This is a genomic window from Actinomadura oligospora ATCC 43269 (genome assembly GCF_000518265.1).
GTDB lineage: Bacteria > Actinomycetota > Actinomycetes > Streptosporangiales > Streptosporangiaceae > Spirillospora > Spirillospora oligospora.
In genome coordinates this window covers 984,694-1,004,127 of record NZ_JADG01000004.1, presented here as the reverse complement: position 1 = coordinate 1,004,127, position 19,434 = coordinate 984,694, and the positions used below count along the sequence as shown (strand labels likewise).

At 73.3% G+C, this 19,434-nt stretch carries 18 protein-coding genes; 5 read left to right on the top strand and 13 right to left on the bottom strand.

Annotated elements, in window-relative coordinates:
* The first annotated feature begins 3 nt into the window (after positions 1 to 3).
* The 3 genes from P696_RS0109105 (at position 4) to P696_RS0109095 (ending at position 3,238) form a co-directional block, all read left to right on the top strand.
* Positions 4 to 867, top strand: coding sequence for an ABC transporter permease (locus tag P696_RS0109105; RefSeq protein WP_026412107.1), 864 nt, complete (start codon positions 4 to 6; stop codon positions 865 to 867).
* On the top strand, positions 864 to 1,709 hold the full coding sequence (locus tag P696_RS0109100; RefSeq protein WP_034483512.1) for an ABC transporter permease: 846 nt from the start codon (positions 864 to 866) through the stop codon (positions 1,707 to 1,709). The genes P696_RS0109105 and P696_RS0109100 overlap by 4 nt, the downstream gene beginning before the upstream one ends.
* 116 nt (positions 1,710 to 1,825) lie before the next feature.
* Positions 1,826 to 3,238 carry an NAD(P)/FAD-dependent oxidoreductase gene (locus tag P696_RS0109095; protein ID WP_026412105.1) on the top strand — a complete coding sequence of 471 codons (1,413 nt, stop codon included), beginning with the start codon at positions 1,826 to 1,828 and terminating at the stop codon, positions 3,236 to 3,238.
* Positions 3,239 to 3,295: 57 nt separating this feature from the next.
* On the opposite strand, the gene P696_RS0109090 is transcribed toward P696_RS0109095, so the two are convergent.
* From P696_RS0109090 to P696_RS0109080, 3 genes are read right to left on the bottom strand one after another with little or no spacing between them, the layout of a single operon-like run.
* Complete coding sequence (locus P696_RS0109090; RefSeq protein WP_245627570.1) at positions 3,296 to 4,069, bottom strand: putative protein N(5)-glutamine methyltransferase; 774 nt, start codon at positions 4,067 to 4,069, stop codon at positions 3,296 to 3,298.
* A 16-nt stretch (positions 4,070 to 4,085) separates the two neighbouring features.
* Positions 4,086 to 4,589 carry a DinB family protein gene (locus P696_RS0109085; protein WP_084337018.1) on the bottom strand — a complete coding sequence of 168 codons (504 nt, stop codon included), beginning with the start codon at positions 4,587 to 4,589 and terminating at the stop codon, positions 4,086 to 4,088.
* A 44-nt stretch (positions 4,590 to 4,633) separates the two neighbouring features.
* Positions 4,634 to 5,152 (bottom strand): PH domain-containing protein, encoded by a 519-nt coding sequence (locus P696_RS0109080; protein ID WP_026412102.1) that lies wholly within the window; start codon positions 5,150 to 5,152, stop codon positions 4,634 to 4,636.
* 204 nt (positions 5,153 to 5,356) lie between these two features.
* On the opposite strand from P696_RS0109080, the gene P696_RS0109075 reads away from it, so the two are divergent.
* Complete coding sequence (locus tag P696_RS0109075) at positions 5,357 to 6,070, top strand: hypothetical protein (protein ID WP_026412101.1); 714 nt, start codon at positions 5,357 to 5,359, stop codon at positions 6,068 to 6,070.
* Here the strand turns inward: P696_RS0109075 and P696_RS0109070 are convergent.
* From P696_RS0109070 to P696_RS0109030, 8 genes are all read right to left on the bottom strand, one after another.
* Positions 6,031 to 7,230, bottom strand: a complete 1,200-nt coding sequence (locus P696_RS0109070; protein ID WP_026412100.1) for a hypothetical protein — start codon at positions 7,228 to 7,230, stop codon at positions 6,031 to 6,033. The genes P696_RS0109075 and P696_RS0109070 overlap by 40 nt on opposite strands.
* Positions 7,231 to 7,434: 204 nt before the next feature.
* A complete protein-coding gene (locus P696_RS0109065; protein WP_026412099.1) occupies positions 7,435 to 8,292 on the bottom strand; it encodes a glutamate ABC transporter substrate-binding protein in 858 nt (285 codons plus the stop codon).
* A gap of 11 nt (positions 8,293 to 8,303) precedes the next feature.
* Entirely contained in the window at positions 8,304 to 9,821 is a 1,518-nt protein-coding gene (locus tag P696_RS0109060; RefSeq protein ID WP_245627569.1) for a hypothetical protein, read from the bottom strand.
* Positions 9,818 to 10,714 carry an FHA domain-containing protein gene (locus P696_RS0109055; protein WP_026412097.1) on the bottom strand — a complete coding sequence of 299 codons (897 nt, stop codon included), beginning with the start codon at positions 10,712 to 10,714 and terminating at the stop codon, positions 9,818 to 9,820. The genes P696_RS0109060 and P696_RS0109055 overlap by 4 nt, the downstream gene beginning before the upstream one ends.
* 2 nt (positions 10,715 to 10,716) lie before the next feature.
* Positions 10,717 to 12,054: a vWA domain-containing protein gene (locus tag P696_RS0109050; protein ID WP_026412096.1), complete on the bottom strand. Its 1,338-nt coding sequence runs from the start codon at positions 12,052 to 12,054 to the stop codon at positions 10,717 to 10,719.
* A complete protein-coding gene (locus P696_RS44225) occupies positions 12,051 to 13,415 on the bottom strand; it encodes a PP2C family protein-serine/threonine phosphatase (protein WP_245627568.1) in 1,365 nt (454 codons plus the stop codon). The genes P696_RS0109050 and P696_RS44225 overlap by 4 nt, the downstream gene beginning before the upstream one ends.
* Complete coding sequence (locus P696_RS0109040; RefSeq protein WP_084337016.1) at positions 13,412 to 15,814, bottom strand: serine/threonine-protein kinase; 2,403 nt, start codon at positions 15,812 to 15,814, stop codon at positions 13,412 to 13,414. Before P696_RS0109040 ends, P696_RS44225 begins: the two co-directional genes overlap by 4 nt.
* A gap of 62 nt (positions 15,815 to 15,876) precedes the next feature.
* Entirely contained in the window at positions 15,877 to 17,082 is a 1,206-nt protein-coding gene (locus tag P696_RS0109030) for a hypothetical protein (RefSeq protein ID WP_034483508.1), read from the bottom strand.
* Positions 17,083 to 17,292: 210 nt separating this feature from the next.
* Between P696_RS0109030 and P696_RS0109025 the strand changes: the two genes are divergently transcribed.
* Positions 17,293 to 17,829, top strand: a complete 537-nt coding sequence (locus tag P696_RS0109025) for a helix-turn-helix transcriptional regulator (RefSeq protein ID WP_084337014.1) — start codon at positions 17,293 to 17,295, stop codon at positions 17,827 to 17,829.
* 55 nt (positions 17,830 to 17,884) lie between these two features.
* Here P696_RS0109025 and P696_RS44220 read toward each other — a convergent pair whose 3' ends face one another.
* A complete protein-coding gene (locus P696_RS44220) occupies positions 17,885 to 18,442 on the bottom strand; it encodes a 1-acyl-sn-glycerol-3-phosphate acyltransferase (RefSeq protein WP_281174925.1) in 558 nt (185 codons plus the stop codon).
* Positions 18,443 to 18,509: 67 nt separating this feature from the next.
* Positions 18,510 to 19,256 carry an SDR family oxidoreductase gene (locus tag P696_RS0109015; protein WP_026412091.1) on the bottom strand — a complete coding sequence of 249 codons (747 nt, stop codon included), beginning with the start codon at positions 19,254 to 19,256 and terminating at the stop codon, positions 18,510 to 18,512.
* Positions 19,257 to 19,434 lie beyond the last annotated feature (178 nt).

Sequence of the window (19,434 nt, the reverse complement as noted above, 5' to 3'; positions counted from 1 at the left end):
GCGATGGCACGGCTGCGCGGGGCGCTGTCCCCGTACCTGATGATCCTGCCGGGCGGGCTGTGGATGGCGGTGTTCTTCGTCGTCCCGCTGGTCTTCATGTTCTCGGTGTCGCTGATGACCGGGAACATCATCGACGGCTTCAAGCAGACCTGGCACTGGCAGAACTACACCGAAGGCTTCCACACCTACGGCGACAAGCTGCTGCGGTCGCTCTGGTACGGCCTGATCGCGACGGTCGCGTGCATCGTGCTCGCCTACCCGGCCGCGTACTGGATCGCGTTCAAGGGCGGACGGCGCAAGTCGACGTACCTGTTCCTGCTCCTGCTGCCGTTCTTCGTGTCGTTCGTGCTGCGGACGCTCGCGTGGAAGCTCGTCCTGACCGACAACGGGCCACTGCTCGGGCCGCTGCGGAACCACGGTCTGCTGCCGAAGGACTTCCACGTCCTGGACAGCGGGTTCGCGGTGATCTCGGGGCTGACCTACAACTTCCTGCCGTTCATGGTGCTGCCGATCTACGTGGCGCTGGAACGGATCGACTACCGGATCATCGAGGCGTCCTACGACCTGTACGCGAGCCGGACGCAGGCGTTCCTGCGGGTCGTCCTGCCGCTGTCGCTGCCGGGCGTGTTCGCCGGGGTGATCATGACGTTCGTCCCGGTGGCGTCGGACTACGTCAACTCCGAGGTGCTGGGCGGGCCGAACAACGTGATGATCGGCCACATCATCCGCACCGAGTACTTCGACAACAGCTCCTACGCGCTCGCGTCGGCGCTGTCGTTCTCCCTGATGGCGCTGCTGCTCGTCGGGATCTTCGCCTACGCCCGCGCGCTGGGCACCGAGGACGTTCTGGAGGCGGCGGGACGATGACGACGACCCTGGAGAAGCCCGCGCCGACCCCCGCGCCTGCCCCCGTGCGGCGGCGTCGTCGGCGGGTCGAGCGGGACGGCCTCGGCCTGCGGCTCTACACCTGGCTGATCATCGCGTGGCTGATGCTGCCGATCGGGATCATGATCCTGTTCGGGTTCAACGACACCCACAGCAAGCAGAACTTCCAGTGGGAGGGCTTCACGCTCCGCTGGTACCGGCACCTGTTCGACAAGGGCGACCTGACCCAGGCGCTCTGGAACTCGCTGTCGATCGCGCTGCTCAGCACCGTGATCACGACCGTCCTCGGGACGTTCGTCGGGATCGCGCTCGGCCGGTTCCGGTTCCGGGGCAAGGGCGTGACGAACCTGGTGCTGTTCGCCGCGATCTCCTGCCCGGAGATCGTGATGGGCGCGTCGCTGCTGTCGATGTTCGTCAGCCTGGACCTGCCGCGCGGCTACTGGACGGTCCTGATCGCGCACGTGATGTTCTCGATCTCGTTCGTGGCGGTGACCGTGCGGGCCCGGGTGGTCGGCCTCGATCCGAAGGTGGAGGAGGCCGCCAAGGATCTCGGGGCCGGGCCGGTCACGACGTTCCGGCTGGTCACGCTGCCGATGATCATGCCGGGCGTGATGTCGGGCGCGCTGCTGGCGTTCGCCCTGTCCATCGACGACTTCGTCATCACCAACTTCACCAGCGGCTCGACGGTGACCTTCCCGCTGTGGGTGTACGCCTCGACCCGCACCGGCACGCCGCCGCAGGTGAACGTGATGGGGACCCTGATCTTCGCGGCCGGCGTGGTGCTGGCCGTGATCTCCGCCCGGCGCGGCGCGCGCCACACCTGACCGGACGGGCCGTCCGCGCCCGGATTCTGCGCGGACGGCCCGCCGGGAGGGCCATCGGGCACGAGGAACACCCCGCCGCGCCGCGTCGGTGCGGCGGGACCGAGGGAGTTGGAAATGTGAATCCGCTGAGGGCACTCGCCGACGCCGAGCCGGTCTCGTACTGGCTGGCGGACGGTGGACGACCCGAACCCGAAGCCGCGCTCGTCGGGGACCACACCTGCGACCTCGCCGTCATCGGCGGCGGTTACAGCGGCCTCTGGACGGCGCTGCGCGCCAAGGAGCGCGACCCGTCCCTGGACGTGGTGGTGCTGGAGGCCGACCGCGTCGGCGGAGCCGCCTCCGGACGCAACGGCGGCTTCTGCGCCGCCAGCCTGACGCACGGCATCGGCAACGGCATGGAACGCTGGCCGGACGAGATGCCGCTGCTCGAACGCCTCGGCATGGAGAACCTGACCGAGATCGGCGAGACGCTCAGCCGGTACGGCATCGACGCCGAGTGGGAGCGCACGGGCGAGCTGGCCGTCGCGACCGAGCCCTGGCAGCTGGACGGCCTGCGCGAGGAGGCCGAGACCGCTGGGCGTCTCGGCCACGAACTCGTCCAGCTGGACGCCGACGAGGTGCGCGCGCAGATCGGATCGCCGACCTACCTGGGCGGGCTCTGGGACCGCGACGGCGTCGCGATGGTCCATCCGGCCCGGCTCGCATGGGGGCTCGCCGAGGCGTGCCGCTCGCTGGGCGTCCGCGTCCACGAGAACACCCGCGTCACCGGCCTGTCGTCGGACCGGCGCGGGGACATGACGATCAGCGGCGCGTACGGGTCGGTGACCGCCCACCGGGTCGCGCTCGCGACCGGGGCGTTCTCGCCGTTGCTGCGCAGGCTGCGGCACTACCTCGTCCCGGTCTACGACTACGCGCTGGTCACCGAGCCGCTGTCGGCCGACCAGAAGGCCGCCATCGGCTGGGGGGCCCGGCAGGGCGTCGGCGACAGCGCCAACCAGTTCCACTACTACCGGCTGACCGCGGACGACCGGATCCTGTGGGGCGGCTACGACGCGATCTACCACTACGGCAACGGCGTGCACGCCGAGCTGGAGCGGCGCCCGCGCACCTTCGCCACCCTCGCCCGGCACTTCTTCACCACGTTCCCGCAGCTCGAAGGGCTTAGCTTCAGCCACGCGTGGGGCGGGGTCATCGACACCTGCAGCCGGTTCAGCGCCTTCTACGGCACCGCGCACGCCGGACGCCTCGCCTACGCCGCCGGGTACACGGGGCTCGGCGTCGGCGCCACCCGGTTCGGCGCGGACGTCATGCTCGACCTGCTCGGCGTCGGCCTGCGGCCCGGCGAGCAGACCGAGCGGACGCGGCTGAGGATGGTCCGGTCGAAGCCCGTCCCGTTCCCGCCCGAACCGCTGCGCTACGGCGTCATCGAGCTGACCCGGCGCGAGATCGCCCGCGCCGACCGCAACGCCGGACGCCGGGGCCCGTGGCTCGGCCTGCTCGACCGCCTCGGCCTCGGCTTCGACAGCTGATCCGAGACGCGCCGGACCGCTCGCCGGGCGGCCCGGCGCGGGTGGCGCGGTTCGGGGTCAGGGCCTGCGGCCGATGATGACGGTCGCGTTCCAGTCCTCGTCGGTCGCGATCCGGGGTTCGAGGCCGCCCGCGGCGAAGGCGGACAGGGCGGCCTCGGCCTGGCGTTCGCTGACCTCGCTGAGCAGGTGGCCGCCGGGAGAGAGCCAGGCGGCGGCCTCGGCGCCGACGCGGCGCAGGACGCCGAGGCCGTCCGCGCCGCCGTCCAGGGCCACGAGGGCCTCGTGGTCGCGTGCCTCGGAGGGCAGCAGCCCGATCTCCTCGGACGGCACGTACGGCACGTTCGCGAGCAGCACGTCCACGCGTCCGCGCAGGGATCCGGGCAGGGCGTCGAACAGGTCGCCCTCGTGGACGCGTTCGCCCGGCAGGTTCCTGCGCGCGCACGCGACAGCCGCCGGGTCGATGTCGGCGGCGTGCAGTTCGAGGCCGTCCACGGCGGCGGCGAGTGCCGCGCCGAGCGCGCCGGAGCCGCAGCACAGGTCCACCGCGACCGCGCCCGGACGGGCCAGCGCGGCGGCCTCGCGGATCAGCGCCTCGGTGCGGCGACGCGGGACGAACACGCCCCGCTCCACCGTGATCCGCAGGCCGTGGAACTCGGCGAAGCCGACGACGTGCTCGAGGGGCTCGCCGTTCGCGCGGCGCGTGACCATCGCGTCCAGCTCGCCGGGGGTGGCCGCGGCGGAGATGATCAGTTGCGCCTCGTCCTCGGCGAAGACGCATCCGGCCCTTCGCAGCCGGGCCGCGATCTCCTCCGGGGCGGGCGTCTCCGTCACGTTCGCAGAGTCCATGTCAGAGGCCCGTCTCGCCGTCCATCAGCTCGCGCATGATGTCCATCTGGCCGGCGTGGCGGCCGGTCTCGGTGGCCATGTGCCCGAGCATCCACGCGACGGTGGGGTGGCCGACCTCCCGCCGGGCGTGCACGGCGACGTGGTCCAGAGGCAGGGACGCGACGATCTCGTCCGTGCGGGCGCACTGGCGGGAGTAGTCGTCGAGCAGCCGCGCGAGCGGGACGTCGTCGACGTAGAACTCGGCGTCGGGGTCCTCGTCCGTCCAGGGGGCGCGCTCGGGCTCGTCCAGCAGGACGTGCTCGAACCACCAGTGCTCGACCCAGCGCAGGTGGCTGACCAGGCCGGCCATCGACATCAGCGGGGACGTCGCCGCGAGCAGGTGCTTGTGGGCGAACTCCTCGGAGAGGCCGTCACACTTGCGGTGGACGCTGACCCGCTGCTCCTCGAGGAAACCGGCCAGCCGGGCGCGTTCGTCGGCCGAGCCGGGCACGTGGATGCGTTCCATGCCCCCCATCCTGGCAGGTCGGATGGGGGTTTCGTCACGGTTTTCTAGTCGGGGGACGCTTCCCGTGAGCCGAAGACCAGGGACGACACCTCGAGGTAGAGCTGCTCCGGGTACGGCATGTAGGTGACGTGGTCGAAGCCCTGGTTCTGGCCCGCCGACTCGATGAGGAACTCGCCGTACCCCAGCATCCGGCCGAGCACCGACCGGTCGAACCGGATGTCGGTGACCTTGGCGAGCGGCATCATCGCGACCTGGCGGTTCAGCACGCCGGTGATCATCATGATCCGGTGCTCGGTGACCAGGAAGAACTGGATCGACCAGGCGAAGACCTTCCAGAGCAGGTAGCCGAGCGAGCCGATCCACAGGAACCAGATCCAGGCGAAGCCGGTGAACGCGTTCACGGCCGTGCACAGCACGAGCGTGAGGAACGCGGCCGAGACCGGCAGCAGCAGCGTCGCCGGGTGCTGCCGCACCGCGATGACGTGGCCCTCGTAGTTCATCAGATAACGGTCGACGGTCCGCGATCCGGCGTCCCGGAAGACCATCATGTCCTGCATGTTCATGGTCGCGTCCTCGTCGTGATCTGTTGGCCCCAACGGTAGCGGACCGGATGGCCGCCGGGCACTCGCCGAGGGTGCAGCTTCACGGCACCGCGCCCCCGGGCGGGCGGGGTGGGACGGGCCCGTGGGACGCCCGGGACGAGGGGATTCCCTTGGGGACGCGACTCGCCCTTGTGCGCGCGCGTTCTGGTAATGATGATGTTGCGCATGGACGCCGCGCGGGAACCCTGGCCGGGAACCGAAGCCGAGCCTGTGGGCGCGCGCGGGCCCAGCGGGGCGTTCACCCCGGACGTCACCGGACGGCCCGTCTGGCGGCTTCTGGTACGCGGCATCGGCGTGTACATGCCGGGCTGGGCCGAGCCGCCCGGAACGTTCACCGTGGCCGTGCCGCAGGGGCGCAGCGAGTTCGGCGCGCCCCCGCAGGACGGCTTCGGCGGCTCCCCCTGGGACGTCCCCGAGACGTCGCTGCCGCCGGGATTCGGGCCGCCCGCGTTCGTGGCGGGGGAGTCCGGGTTCGGGCTGCACCTCCCCGAGAGGCGCAAGGGCCTGGAGCCCGACCGCGAGATCTACGTGCGCGGCCAGGAGAACCCGAGCTTCGGCATCGTCATCGCCGGGCCCGCGTCGGCCGTCGGCAGCCGCGTCGTGGACGCCGAGGGACTCGTCCGGTTCGCGCGGAAGCTGACGTTCGAGGAGCTCTTCGAGCCGGGCGACGCGTCGTCGGTGCCGTACGCGGTGCGCGCCGCGCGGGCCGTGCAGAACGTCGTGCTGCTGGACCGCGGATCCGGGGTCGGGCTGTGCGCCGAGGCCGACCGGCGGACCGGGACGGCGCGCTGCCCGGTGTTCGTGCGGCTCGGCGGCCCGGCCGAGCGGACCGTCCGCGCCTACGCGCTCGCGCCCCAGGCGGTCAGCTCCCACAGCTGATGCGCCGGGAGGCGGCGGAGCCGGACGATCGCGGTCGACGGGTCCCAGTACACCTCGTCGTTCTCCAGCTCCAGCGACTGCGCCGGGTCGAGCACGGCCGCGACCAGCTCCTCCCGGGTCCGGACGGCGAGCAGCGGCCCGATCTGCGCGACCGCGCCCGCGCTCTCGTACAGCACGCGCAGCAGCGACTTCAGGGCCGCCTCGTCCTCGGGGGCGCGTCCCGCCGGGACGACCGGCCGGACGGCGGGCTCGCGGCTGAGCCCACCCGCGGGAGCGCCCGCCGGGGTTCCGCCGGGCGCGAGGTCGGCGCCGGTCGAGATGAGCAGCGCGGTGAACGCCCCGGCCAGCTCCTCCATCTGGCGCCCGCCGAGGAAGTAGCGGCGGTGGTCCGGAACGCCGCGACCCGCGCCGTCGGCGTCCTCGACCGTCCGGAAGCGGACCTGGAGGCCGTTGGCGCGCAGGCACGCCTCGTACATCTCGTCGAGGATGTCCTGGAGCTGCTCGTCCCGGCTCCACAGCCGCCCGGTCGCGGTCACCGACAGGCCGTCGCCGCCCACCCGCGGACGGCCCGCGAGCGCGGACGCGACGGCGCTGTCGAGCTCGCCCTCGGTGTACCGGAGCAGCTCGGCGACGACGTCCTCGACGTCCTCCAGGGTGCGGGTGAGGGCGCGCTGCAGCTCCAGCATCTCGGCGCCGCCGCGCTCCACCTCGGTCAGCCGCGCGACCGCCTCGTCCACCCGTCCGGCGACCTCCGCGTCGCCGCCCGCCGTGACCGAGCGCATCGACGTCTCCAGCTCGCCGAGCTTGCGGCGCAGCGCGGCCAGCGTGACCCGCTGCTGCTCCAGGTCCTGCAGCCGCCCGGCCTGCGAGCGCACGTAGGAGTCGGCCTGGTGGACCAGGCGGGCCAGCTCCTCGACCTGCCCGGAGTTGTCGCGCAGCCGCGAGTCGAGCGCGGGCAGGACGTCACGCTTGACCCGGGACAGCTCGGCGGTGAGCTGCTCGCCGACCGTCACCAGCACGCCGTTCTGCTTGGTGACCTGGTCGTTCAGCTCGTCCACGCGGCGGGCGAAGGCGCGCGCCTGGTCCTTGCTCTGCCGTCCCGCCCACAGTTCCATCGCCCCGACCACGACGCACAGCACCACCAGGATGAGCGTCGTCATGGCACCCCTCAGGACCGCGGTGGACGTTTCCTGCGTGTTTTGATCGCGACCATAACTTACGATCACGGGACGCGACCGGCACTTACGTAACCGATGGATCTCAGTGACCCGCCGGTAGCAATCGTCCGAATTCCCCACACCGGCGGCCCTCGGCCGGGACGGGACGCGGGCCGCCGGAGCGACCGCGGTCCCGGCCCGGAGGGGTCACTCGCAGCCCTCGAACTGCGGGACGGTCTTGGTGAACTCCAGGCCGCTCGACCCGAACTGCGCCTGCAGCAGCTTCGCCGGGATGCCCTGCTGGTACATCCGCGTGATCGCCTTGTTGACCGCCTCGCAGCCGTCCACGTCGCCCTGCTTGATGCCGACGCCGTACGGCTCGTCCGAGAACGAGGTCTTCACCAGTGTCAGGGCAGGACCGCCGTCGGTAGCGTTCTTGGCGAACAGCCCGGCGAGGATCAGGTCGTCCGTGGACACCGCGTCGAGCTGCTTGGACACCAGCTTGGTCAGGCAGTCGTTGTAGCCCGACGCCTCGACCGGGAGCGCCGGGACGCCGCGCTCCTTCTGGACGCGGGGGAACGACACCGAGCGCGGCACCATGCAGACCCTGCGGCCCGCCAGGTCGTGGACGGTCTTCACCCGGGCGGCGTCCGCCGCCCGCACGAGGATGCTCTGGTGCGTGACGTAGTACGGCCCGGCGAACGCGACCTCCGTCTTCCGCTCGGGGGTGATCGAGTAGCTGCCGACGACGAGGTCGACCTCGCCGTCCCGGAGCACCTTCTCGCGGGTCGCGGACGTGATCGTCTTGAACTCGACGTCCGTGACCTTCATGAAGCGGGCGATCTGCTTGGCGATCTCCACGTCGAAGCCCCGGTAGCCGCCGCCCGTCTTCAGGCCGAGGCCGGGCTGGTCGGCGTTGACGCCGATCACCAGCCTCTCCTTGGACGCGACGGACGACTCCGACGCGCCCGCGATCCCGCACGCGGTCAGGGCCGCCGCCGCGGCCACGCCCAGGGCCGTGGCCCGAAGCCACCTCGTCGGCCTCCCCGCTCGGTGACTGCGCATCCCTCGCCTCCTCATCGGTACTCCGCCAGGCGGGGTCGGACGCCCACGACGAGCAGCAGCACGACGGCCAGGCCCGCGAGCGGCAGCCCGTACTGCCAGCCCTTGGTGCCGCCCTTGCCGTCCTTCATGGCGCCGTCGAACGTCGCCTGGTGCACGGCGGCGAGCTTGACCAGGCTCTGGTCGTAGGCGGCGTAGTCGGTCGCGGCCTGCCCGGTCTGCAGCGTGATCGCCTGGCCGCGGTCGCCGGACGAGACGAGGTCGCGCATCTGCCGGTCGTTCTGCTGGAACTTCTTGAAACCGGCGAGGACGTCGTCCAGGGCCTTCGCGTCACTGCTCGGACGCCGTCCCTCGGTGCCCAGGAAGCCGAGGATGGGCTTGTCGTCCCGCTGGGTCTTGAGCCCCTTCAACCCCCTGACCGCGTCCTGGTAGCCGGTGAGGTTGTCGGCGGGCAGGTAGAGGACGGTCTGGGACTTGCTCAGGAACACCTGCTCGTAGGTGTCCTTGCGTTCCGGGTCGAGCAGGAACCGCGTCTGGTCGGCCTGCGCGCTGTTGCCGATCGCGCGCGCACGAGCCAGAGCGAGAATCGAGTCGAACCCGTCCGTTTTGGCCTTGGACAGCGCCGACGCCTGACTTCCGAGCATCGCGGCCGTCCAGGCGACGACGACCACCACGGCGACCGTCGTGAGCGCGAGCGGAAGGTTCAGCAGCCGCCGGAACCGCTTCGCCATGGACCACTGGAACCCTGCCAGCAGCACCAGCAGGACGAGCCCGGTGACGACCACGACCGTGCGGCCGGTCAGCACCGCGGACCGCTTGTCCTCGTAGGTGTGCCGGACGATCGTGCCGTTGTCGAGCGTCAGGTTGTACGCCTGCGGCAGCAGCTCCAGCTTCATCATGTCGGTCGCGCTGCGGTACATCTTCGTGACCTGGTCGGACGGCGGCCCGGCGGCGTGCGGGCTGTTCTGGTCCTGCAGCAGCGCCTTCCCGGCGAGCTGCTCGTAGCGGCCCAGCGAGTCCAGCAGGGACCGCGCGGTCTGCCGCTCGGTGCCGTCGCGGGCCAGCCGCGCCGCCTGGATCAGCGCCTCGTCGGCCTTGCTGCGGCTGGCGTCGTAGCGGGCGAGCGCCTGGGCGCGGTCGGCCTGGTGCGCGGGCTGGGTGCCGACCAGCAGCGCGTGCGCGAGCTGCGCGTCCATGTCGGTGAGCCGGAAGTAGAGGTCGCCGGTGGCGATGACCTGCGGACCCGCCGTGTCGATGACCCTGACGCCGGTGCGCGCGTCGTCGACCCCGTTCCAGGCGAGCAGGAGCAGCGCCACCAGGACGACCACGACGCCCGCCACGAACGCCCGGATACGTCCGGAGTTGGTGCGCGGAATCGCGCGGCGCACGCCCTTGCGCGGCGGCATGGCCGCGGCTCGCGCGCGCACGTCCGCGAGCCCCGGCCGGACACCGCCGGGCGGGGCGGGCGGCCCGCCCTGGGGAGCGGGCACCGGCGCGGGGGGCGCGCCACCCTGCTGCTGGACGGCCGTCATGACGTCCCGCCTCTCGTGAGCGTGATGGTCGTCCAGGCCCCGACGTGGACGCGGTCGCCCTCGCCCACCGGGACCTCCACGTTGTTCGGGATCGGGGCGGTCGAGCCGTTGACGCACGTCCCGTTGGCCGACCCGGGGTCGACCAGCGACCAGCGGCCGTCCGTGCGGGCGAGCAGCACCGCGTGGGTGTGCGAGACGCCCGGGTCCTCCGGGGGCTGGCGCAGGTCGATCTGCGGGTCGGTGCCGCGGCTCGGGCTGCGCCGTCCGATCAGCACCCGTTCGCCGGTCAGCGGGATGCGGCGCTCGGGCGCGAACGGCGGGAACACGATGCGCGCCGCGTCCGGGCCGTTCATCGCGATCACCGCGTCGTAGTACGCCCGGTCGGCGGCGATGACCGCGACCCACCCGGTCTGCGGCCCGTGCGGCTCCGGAGGCGGCGTCACGGGCGGATGCGGCGGCGCCGGGGGCCCTGGCTGCGGACCGGGCCGCGTCACGGGCGGACCCGGCTGGGGGCCCGGCTGCGGTCCGGGTGGGGGGCCCGGATGCGGGTTCGGCGGCATGGGCGGGTTCGGCGCGGGCATCGGGTTGGACGGCTCGCCGCCCGCCGGATGCGGGCTCGGCCGTCCGCCGCCCGTGGCGAAGTCGTAGCCGCACTGCTCGCAGAACCGGTCCGCGGCGGGGGTGCCGCAGTCCGGGCACGGCATGCCGGGCATGACCATCGCCTGCGTCGACATCCCCGCGGACGGCCGGGCCTGCGGCGCGCCCGTCGCGGGCGGCGCCGCGGGCGGCATCGGAGGCAGGGGCGGTGGCGCGGACGCCCCGCCGATGCGCTCGCCGCAGACGTCGCAGTAGTCGTCGGAGCCGGAGGTGTGCCCGGCGGGGCAGAGAGCCATGATCAGACCTCGGAACGGCGGGTGCGGACCGTCTCGTCCTTGCGCGTCCGGACGGTCTTGGTGGACGTCGTGTCCAGGGACATCTCGTCGGCCTTCTCCACGTTCGCCTTCAGCCGGACGGTCCCGGTGACCGGGTCGAGCACGTCCACGACCTTGCGCAGCGCCGCGGTGACCGCCTCGTTGCCCGCCTCGTCGGCGAGCTTCACGGCGCGGCCGAGCCGGGCGGTCGCGGTGTCGAGGTCGCCGTCCCGGCGGGCGGCCAGGCCCTCCTGGATCACGTCGGCCAGCTCCGACTGCCCGGTGTAGTGCGCCACCCGGGCGTTGATCTTGGTGGAGAGGGCCTCGTCGTCGGTCCACTGGGCGAGGACGTTGCCGGTCGCGAGGACCTGCGCCTCCTGGCCGGGAGCGCCCGGCACCACCAGCTTCACCCACGCCGCGCGCAGTTCCTTGCCGACCTCGCCGGGCGGCACCTCCACGCAGATCTGGTAGTCGCGGCTCTCCGCGCCCCACGCGCCGAGCGGGTAGTCGCCCGCCTGCGGCGCGGCCTCGGCGCGCATCGCCGACAGGTCCGCGACGTTCGGCATGACCTGCTTGACGAACTTCAGCCGCGCGGTCTGCGGCGTCCACACGCGCAGCGCCACGTCCGCGACGGCCTTGCCCATCGCCGCCTCGGTCATCGCGCGGAAGTCGGCGACCAGGTCGGCCGGGTCGGCGACGATGTCCACGGTTCCGAGCAGCGCGTTGGCGACCTTGCGCAGCTCGGCGACCTCCCAGTCGGTGCCGACGCCGCGGCAGTCGCAGACGAACCGGCCGGCGCAGCGGAACAGCACCGCGTCCAGCTCCTCGGGCGACTCGTGCTGGTTCTTGCCGTCGGTCAGCAGGATCGCGTGCCGGACGCCGTCCTGGTACGGGTCGAAGAGCTGGTCGGCCAGGCGCAGCCAGGAGCCGATCGCGGTGCCGCCCTGCGCGGTCAGCCGCTTCAGCTCGGCCTTGGCCGCCGTCCGGTTCCGGTCGTTGGCGGGCACCAGCATCGCCTGCTGCGGGAACACCATCCGCGCGCTGTTGGACCCGGACACGACCGCGAACATCACGCCGTCCCGGAGGGTGTCCACCGCGGTCTGCGCGGCCGCGATCGCCGAGCGCAGCTTGGTGTCGGGGTAGGTCATCGAACCGGAGGTGTCGATGATGATGACCTCGGCCGCCTGCGCCCCCGCGGACGCCCCCGACGCCACGGCGCCCCCGGCCGACTCGACCGAGACGATGGCGTGCACCTCGCGCCCGCCCTCGGGGAGGTACTTGTTCTGGTCGATCTTGACGGTGAACTGCGGCTGGTCGCTCATCGGGCCTGCTCCGTGCTCGGGGTGGCCGCCATCGGAAGCACGGCCACCGTGATGTTGTCGCGTCCGCCCGCGTCCAGGGCGTGGCGCACCAGGATCCTGGCGGCGCCGGTCGGGTCGGCGGCCGGGTCGGCCTGCGCGTTCCGCAGGACGGCCGCCAGGTCCCCGGCGCCGGGGAAGTAGTTCCAGAGGCCGTCGCTGCACACCAGCAGCGTGCCGGGCCGGTCCGGAACGAAACTGCGCACGTGCGGCCGGACCTCGCCCGCGTCCGCGCCCAGCCATGCCGTGATGACGTGCGCGTTCGGGTGCGCCTCGGCCTCCGCCTCGGTGAGCGCGCCGGACGCCACCATGAACGCCGCCCACGAGTCGTCGTCGGTCAGCCGCCGGGACGGGCCGAGCGGCAGCGTCTCGGCGTCCGGGCTGGTCGCGTTCGGGTCGCCCCGCAGGTCGGCGGTGACGGCCGAGGAGTTCAGCTCGCCGGTGTCGGCGAGGTCCGCGGCGGGGGAGGTGTCGGTCTCGCTCAGCCAGTACGCGCGGCTGTCGCCGACCCAGCCCACGGTCACGCCGTCCGGGCCGGTCACGGCGGCGACGAACGTGCAGGACGGCGCGGCCTCCGGGGACTCGGCGAGACCGGCGACGGCGGTCGCCGCCTTCCGCACCGCCATGCGCACCGCGTCCCCCGGCGCCGCGCCCGCCCCCATCGCCGTGGCGATCTCGGTCGCCGCGGTGTCGGCGGCGGCACGGGAGGCGGTCTCCGGACGCGGCGACGACCCGACCCCGTCGCACACCACGGCGGCGACGCCGGTGTTGTGGGGGGCGATCGCGAACGCGTCCTCGTTGCGCGCGTACCGCTTGCCCCGGTCGCTCACCCCCGCCACCGGGCCGCCCGGCGTCGCGAGCTCGACCTCCAGGTGGTCGCGGTCGGCGGGCTGCTTCATCCCGCAGTGCTCGCAGTACCCCTCGCCGTCGACGGCGGCCTCGCCGCAGCCGACGCACCGCGTCCGGCCGGACGGGCGCGGCGCGCCGTTCCCGGGCCGTCCGGCGATCAGCTGGCGTCCGCAGTTCTCGCAGAACGCCTCGCCCGGGTACACGACCACGCCGCACTGCGGGCAGGCCAGCTCGGCAGGCTTCACCGCACTCTGCTCCATCCCGGCCGCGTTCATGCCGGCCGGGTTCATGCCCGTCGCGTCCATGCCGGTCGGCTCCATCCGTGCGGCGGCGTCCCCCGCGTTCGCTTGTCCCGCGCCCGGCCGCGTGCCTCCGGGGCCCTCGCCCGTGGCCGATCCGTTCGCGGCGGTCTCGTTCGCTTCCACAGCGGTGTCGTTGCCCTCCCCGTCCATGTCCCCGTTCTCGTTCCCGTTCACAGCAGCGTCCGCGGGCGGACGGCGTTGGCGGCGTCGACGAGCAGCCGCTTCTCCTCACGGTCCCCGGTGAGGCGGGCGAGCGCCCGGTAGGTGCCCTCCAGGTGGCGGCGCAGCGGCTGCTCGGCCAGCGGGACGCCGAAGACGTCCCCGCCCTGGGCCGCGCCGGGCGCCGTGCCCGGGGCGCGGTGGCGCATCGTCCAGTCGAGCGCGGCCTCCAGCACCTCGGCGGTCAGCAGGTCGCGGCGCTCCCCGGTCAGGTCGAGCCGCTCCAGCCGCCGCGCGGCGGTGATCAGGTCGTCCGGCGTGAGCCGCCCGGCGTCCCGGCCCCGCACGGTGACGCCGACGGCCGCGACCTGCGCCGGGACGAACCGGATCGACGTCGCCGGGACCGAGTCGAGCACCGCGACCGCGCCCGGACGGTCGTCCGCGGCGAGCTTCACCCGGGCCAGCCCGAACGCGGCGTTGATGTGGTTCCGGTCGGTGCGCCAGACCGTCTCGTACAGGTGCGCCGCGCTCTGCGGGGCGCGGTGCTCCCGGCACGCGGCGAGCGCCATCTTCGGCGCGAGCTCGCCGGGCATCAGGGAGTAGAGCCGATCGAACGCGGCGTCCGCGGGCTCGACGCGTCCCGCCGCGAGCAGCGCGACCGCCCGGTACCACTCGATCCGCCAGTCGTGCGGACGCTCGGCCGCGACCTCCCGCAGCAGCTCCTCCGCCCGGTCGGGCTGGCCCAGCTCGATCCGAACGCGCGCGAGGGTCAGCTTCACCTCGGGCGTGCGGTCGGGCGCGGCCTCGACCGTCGCGGCGAGTTGCGCGGGATCGAGCGCGGTGAGGCCCGCGAGGAATCCGGCCGCCGGGTCCGAGCCGTCCACGAGGGGGGCGGGCAGGGACGCCGCGAGCTGCGCGGGCGTGAGCGCGGGCAGCGCGGGGGCGAGCGCGTCCCCGGCCGTCGCCGCGTCGGCGGCGTCGGCGGACGCGAACCGCTCCGGGCCGAACAGCCCGGACGCCGCCTGCCGCGGATGCCCGTCCTCGGCGGCGAGCACCTCGCGCAGGACACCGAGGAGCTGGTCGGCCATCTCCTCGGCGTCCTGGAACCGCTGGTCCGGGTCCAGGTGCGTGGCGCGGCGCAGCAGCCGGTCGAACGACTCGAACCGGGCCAGCAGCGGGACCTCCGCGCGCGGCGGGATCCGGTCGCTGAACTCGCTGGTGTAGCCCTTGAACGGGAACGTCATGACGGCCAGCGCCCGGCCGACGGTGTACAGGTCGGACGTGACGGACGGGCCGCGCTCGGCGATCTCCGGCGCCTGGTAGCCGACCGTGCCGTAGATCGCGCCGTCCTGGTCGTCCAGCCGGCGGACGCCGCCGAGGTCGATCAGCCGCAGCTGCTCCTCGGACTGGATCACGTTGTCCGGTTTGAAGTCGCAGTACACCAGGCCGCGCGCGTGCAGGTAGGAGAACGCGTGCAGCACCTCCAGGGCGTAGGCGATCGCCTGCGCCGGGGGCAGCCCGTCCTTGTCCACCGTGTTGCGGTGCTCGAGGAGGATGTCCTTCAGCGACTTGCCGCCGACGTACTCCATGACGATGTACTCGTCACCGGCGTGCTCGACGAAGTTGTAGATCTTGACGATGTTGGGGTGCTCGACCGTGGCGAGGAACTCGCGCTCGGCCTCCGCCGCCTCGCGCGCGTCGGCGTCGCCCGTGTTCAGCAGGCCCTTCAGCACCACCCAGCGGCCGTTGACCCGGTGGTCGCGGGCGAGGTAGATCCAGCCGAGGCCGCCGTGCGCCAGGCAGCCGAGCACCTCGTACTGCCGGTGCACCATGTCGCCGGGCTTGAGCTTCGGCGTGAACGAGAACGCGTGGCCGCACTTGGGGCAGAACCCCTCGGTGCGTCCGGGCTGGTCGCCCCGGCTCCGGCCGACCTTCTCGCCGCAGTTGCCGCAGTGCCGCCGGTTCTCGGGGACCTCCGGGTTCAGCCGGACGGCGGTCGCCGGGTCCCGGTAGGGGACGCGCGGGACCTCGACCAGGCCGGACCCGAGCTGCCCGCGCCGCCCGGTGGACCGGGTGCCGCCGCTGCCCGTCCCGACGCTTCCGGTCATCACGCTGCCGGACGCGAAACTCCCGCTCGACGCGCTCGGCGTGCTCGGGCGCGTCACCGGGGCCCGCCCGGACGTTCCGGACCCGGACGGCCCGGACCCGGTCGCCGGCACGGGCACCGGAGCAGGCGGCGGGGCCTGCTCGGCCGCGCTGCCGCAGACGTCGCAGTAGCCGTCCTGGATGGTGCCGTCGCAGCCGGGCTGCGTGCACTTCCGCGGACCGGCGGGCTGCGCGGCGGACCGCTGCTGCGGCTGTCCGATCGGCGGCTGTTGTCCGGTCGAGGGCGGCGTGCCTTGCGAGGGGGGCATGCCACATATGACGCAGTAACCGTCCTCGACGTTTCCGGAGCAGCCTGGCTGCGTGCACGGGATCATCGATCGGCTCCCTTCGCCCGCGAGTTCACGGCCTGCTGGTATCCCGACAGCGCCACGGTCGCGGCGCGCAGGTCGCAGGGAGACGTCCAGAGCAGCTCGCGGGCCCGCTCGTGGATTCTCAGGAGTTCGGCGTCCTCGGCCAGGCCCAGGCGGGCGGCCTTGACGCGGTAGGCGGCCAGCCGGCCGCGCAGTTCTTCGCGGCGTTCCAGCAGCCCGGCGGCGAGGTCCCGTTCGCGCTGCTTACGGGCGCGCGCGTCGGCCGCGGCACGTTCCAGGTCGGCGAGGCGCTCGGCGAGCTCGTCCCAGCGTCCGGTGGCGGGCAGGCTCCGCAGCGCCGCGAGCCGGTCGGCGAGCGACCCCGCCAGATCGGACGGCTCGGACAGCCCGGGCGAGGCGATCTTCTCCAGCGCCTCCGCGTACGCGCGCAAGGCCGCCTCGTGCGCGCGACGCACCTCGCTGATGAGGCTCTCGGCGTTGGCGAGCCGTCCGGCGTAACCCTCACGGAGCCGCATGGCCTCCCGGAGACGCGCCGCGACCTCGCCCAGCCGATGGGCGAGCGCGGTCAGGGCGGACGTGTCGGGGCCGCTCTTCCCTGCCAGCGACAGCGGATCGGACCGGACGACGCGTCCGGCCTCCGCGACCTCGCGGCCCAGACCGTCCACTTCCGCGAGGGACGCCTCCAGTGCCGCGGCGAGCGCGGCGGCCTCACGGTGCCGGGTCTCGGCGGCCTCCAGCGCGGGCAGCAGCGCCGACCATGCCGCGTCCACGGCGGCCACGTCCCGCGTGACCTCGTCGTACAGGCCCGTCATCCGCCGGACGGTGGCCTGGAGCGTCAGCCGCTCGGGGCCGGGCCCGCCCAGCAGGCCGCGCTTCTCCAGCGGAACGTGCTCGGGCTCCAGCTCGACGGCCCGTCCGTCCAGCAGCCGGGTCAGCTCGGTGAGCTCCGGCGTCTTCGGACGGGCGTGCCGCGCGCGCAGCTCCTCGGCCGCCGCCAGCGCGCCCCGGTACCGGTCGAACAGCAACCACAACCTGGCCATCCGGTCGGCCACCCGCGCCTGGAGTTCCGCGCTCACGCCGGACATCGCCGCGCCGTCCAGCATGCGGCGCCCGGGATGTCCGTCGAGGTCGAGCAGGCCCGCGCTGATGCGGTCCCGCTCGTCCCGCAGGCGCGCGAGGGCCTCATCAGCCTCTTCCCTTGTCATGAGCCGACCGAGCCCCGCGTCAGCCAACGCGGCTCCCCAGCAAACCCATGATCGCCCCCGCCATCCCAGGAAAAAGGTGCCGTTTTGAGGGATCAGTGTTCACCATGCGCGTACGACACCTCAAGGGGAGGACCGGCCGGTGCCGGACGACGGCCGGACCGGGCCCGGACGACCCGCGAAAATGTCGGTCCTCGAACATATAATCGAACCATGGCGAACGTCGCGACCCCCAGCTCCGGCCGGACCTCCACCGGTCCCGCCGCCGACGCGCTCTTCGAGGCCCCCGAGCCCACCCTGACCGCCGCCGAGATCGCGTCCCTCGCGCTCTCCCTGGCCCACCTCGGCGCGGGGCCGCAGGCGGCCACCGCCCGCCGCGCCCTCCGCCACCTCATGCCGCCCGGCGCCGACCACGACGAGGTCGTCGCGACCACCCTCGCGACCCTCACCGACCCGCTCTCCGCCACCGTCGCCGACCGCGCCCGCGTGATCGCCGCCGCCATCACCGACCACCGCGTCGTCCGGCTCTGCTACGGCGACGCCGGCGCCCACGTCACCATCCGCGAGGTCGAACCCGTCACCTGCCTCGTCCACCGCGACCACTGGTACCTGGTCGGCTGGTGCCGCCTGCGCCACGGCGTCCGCGCCTTCCGGTTCGACCGCATCCTCGCCGTCGAGTCCACCGGAATGCCCGCCCGGCCCCGCCGCGCCGACCGCTACCTCCCCTTCCAGCGGCGCCGTCCTCTGTGATCGGGTTCTGAGGCCCCGGCCACGCGCACGTGCGTGGCCGGGGCCTCAGGCCGGGTCAACGGGGGAGGAAGGTGGGCCGGGGAAGGGTGCTCGCGGTGCGCGTGACGGCCCGGGTGAGGCGGGCGATCGGGGTTCGGCCCCGGTCGGCGGCCTGTTCGGCCCGGAGCGTGTCGATGATCTCCTGGACGGACTTGCGCGCGAGGTCGCGGACCTCGGTGACGGCGAGGTCGTCGTGCTCGCGTCCCCGCCACGGGGTGGTGTCGATCGGGGCGCCGAAGCGGAAGTAGAGGCGTTCCGGACGGGGGACGAGCGTGGGGCCGATGCCACGGGCGAGCGGCATCAGGAAGTCGTTCCGGCCCCGGGCCCTGTCGCCGAGGACGGAACGGGCGAGACCGCGGGCGGGCGCGAGCAGGCGGCTGTCGGAGTCGAGGACGGTCGTGAACATCTCCTCCGCGCCGACCGAGCCGAACGGGACGATCGGGCACCCCGCCTCGACGGCCAGCCGGGCGAAGCCGAGGCGTCCCTCCCACTGCAGGCGGTAGCGGTCGTGCCGGTCGCGGGTGGCCTCGCGGGCGCCGCCGGGGAAGACGACGACCATGTGGCCCGCGTTCAGCAGGGCGCGAACGAGCCGTCATCCCCTGAGGAGGCACTCGCCTCAGGACGCGCGCGCAGGGACGTCGTCACATGAGGCCCGCGTACTCGCCGCCGTCGACGGTGATGGCGCTGCCGGTGAGGAACCGGGCCTGCTGCGAGCAGAGGAACGCGACGAACGCGCCGAAGTCGGCCGGGTCGCCGACGGTGCCGGTGGGGATCTCGTTGGCCACCGCGTCCCAGTCGCCGCCGCGCAGCGTGCGCAGCCGCTCGGTCGCGTGGTAGCCGGGCTGGAGCGAGTTGACGGTCACGCCGTCCTTGGCGACCTCAAGCGCGAGCGTCTTGAGGAAGCCGGTCGCGCCGGCGCGCGCGGTGTTGGACAGGATCAGCGTCGGGATCGGCTGCCGCACCGAGATCGAGGTGATCGCGACGACGCGTCCCCAGCCGCGCTGCTGCATGGCGGGGACGGCGGCCTTGCACATCGCGACGACCGACATCAGGTTCAGGTCGAGCGCGGGGGCGTAGGCGTCCAGCGGGGTGGAGGCGAAGCCGCCCGGCGGCGGGCCGCCCGCGTTGGTGACCAGGATGTCCACCGCGCCGAGCGCGTCCTGCGCCTCGCGGACGAACGCGGTCGCGCCCTCGGGCGTGGCGACGTCGGCGAGCACCGGGTGCGCGCGTTCGCCGAGCCGCTTGGCGGCCACGGTCAGCCGGTCGCGGTCGCGTCCGCAGATCGCGACCGCGGCGCCCTCCGCGATCAGCGCCCGGGCCGCCTCGAAACCGAGCCCGCTGCTCGCCGCGGCCACGGCGGCGCGGCGTCCGTCCAGTCCTAGCTCCACTCTCCGAAGGTTAGCGCGCCGCCTTCGGAAGGCCTTCTCGCGGGGTTCCCAAGGCGGGTTCGAAGCCCTGATCGGGTGCAACTCGAAAGAGGCTGGAAACCTTTGTTCTGGCACCGAAGTGAAGCCGCCGCAGAACTTGCGAAAATCACCGACGGTCTTAGGTTTATCTTGAAAGGTC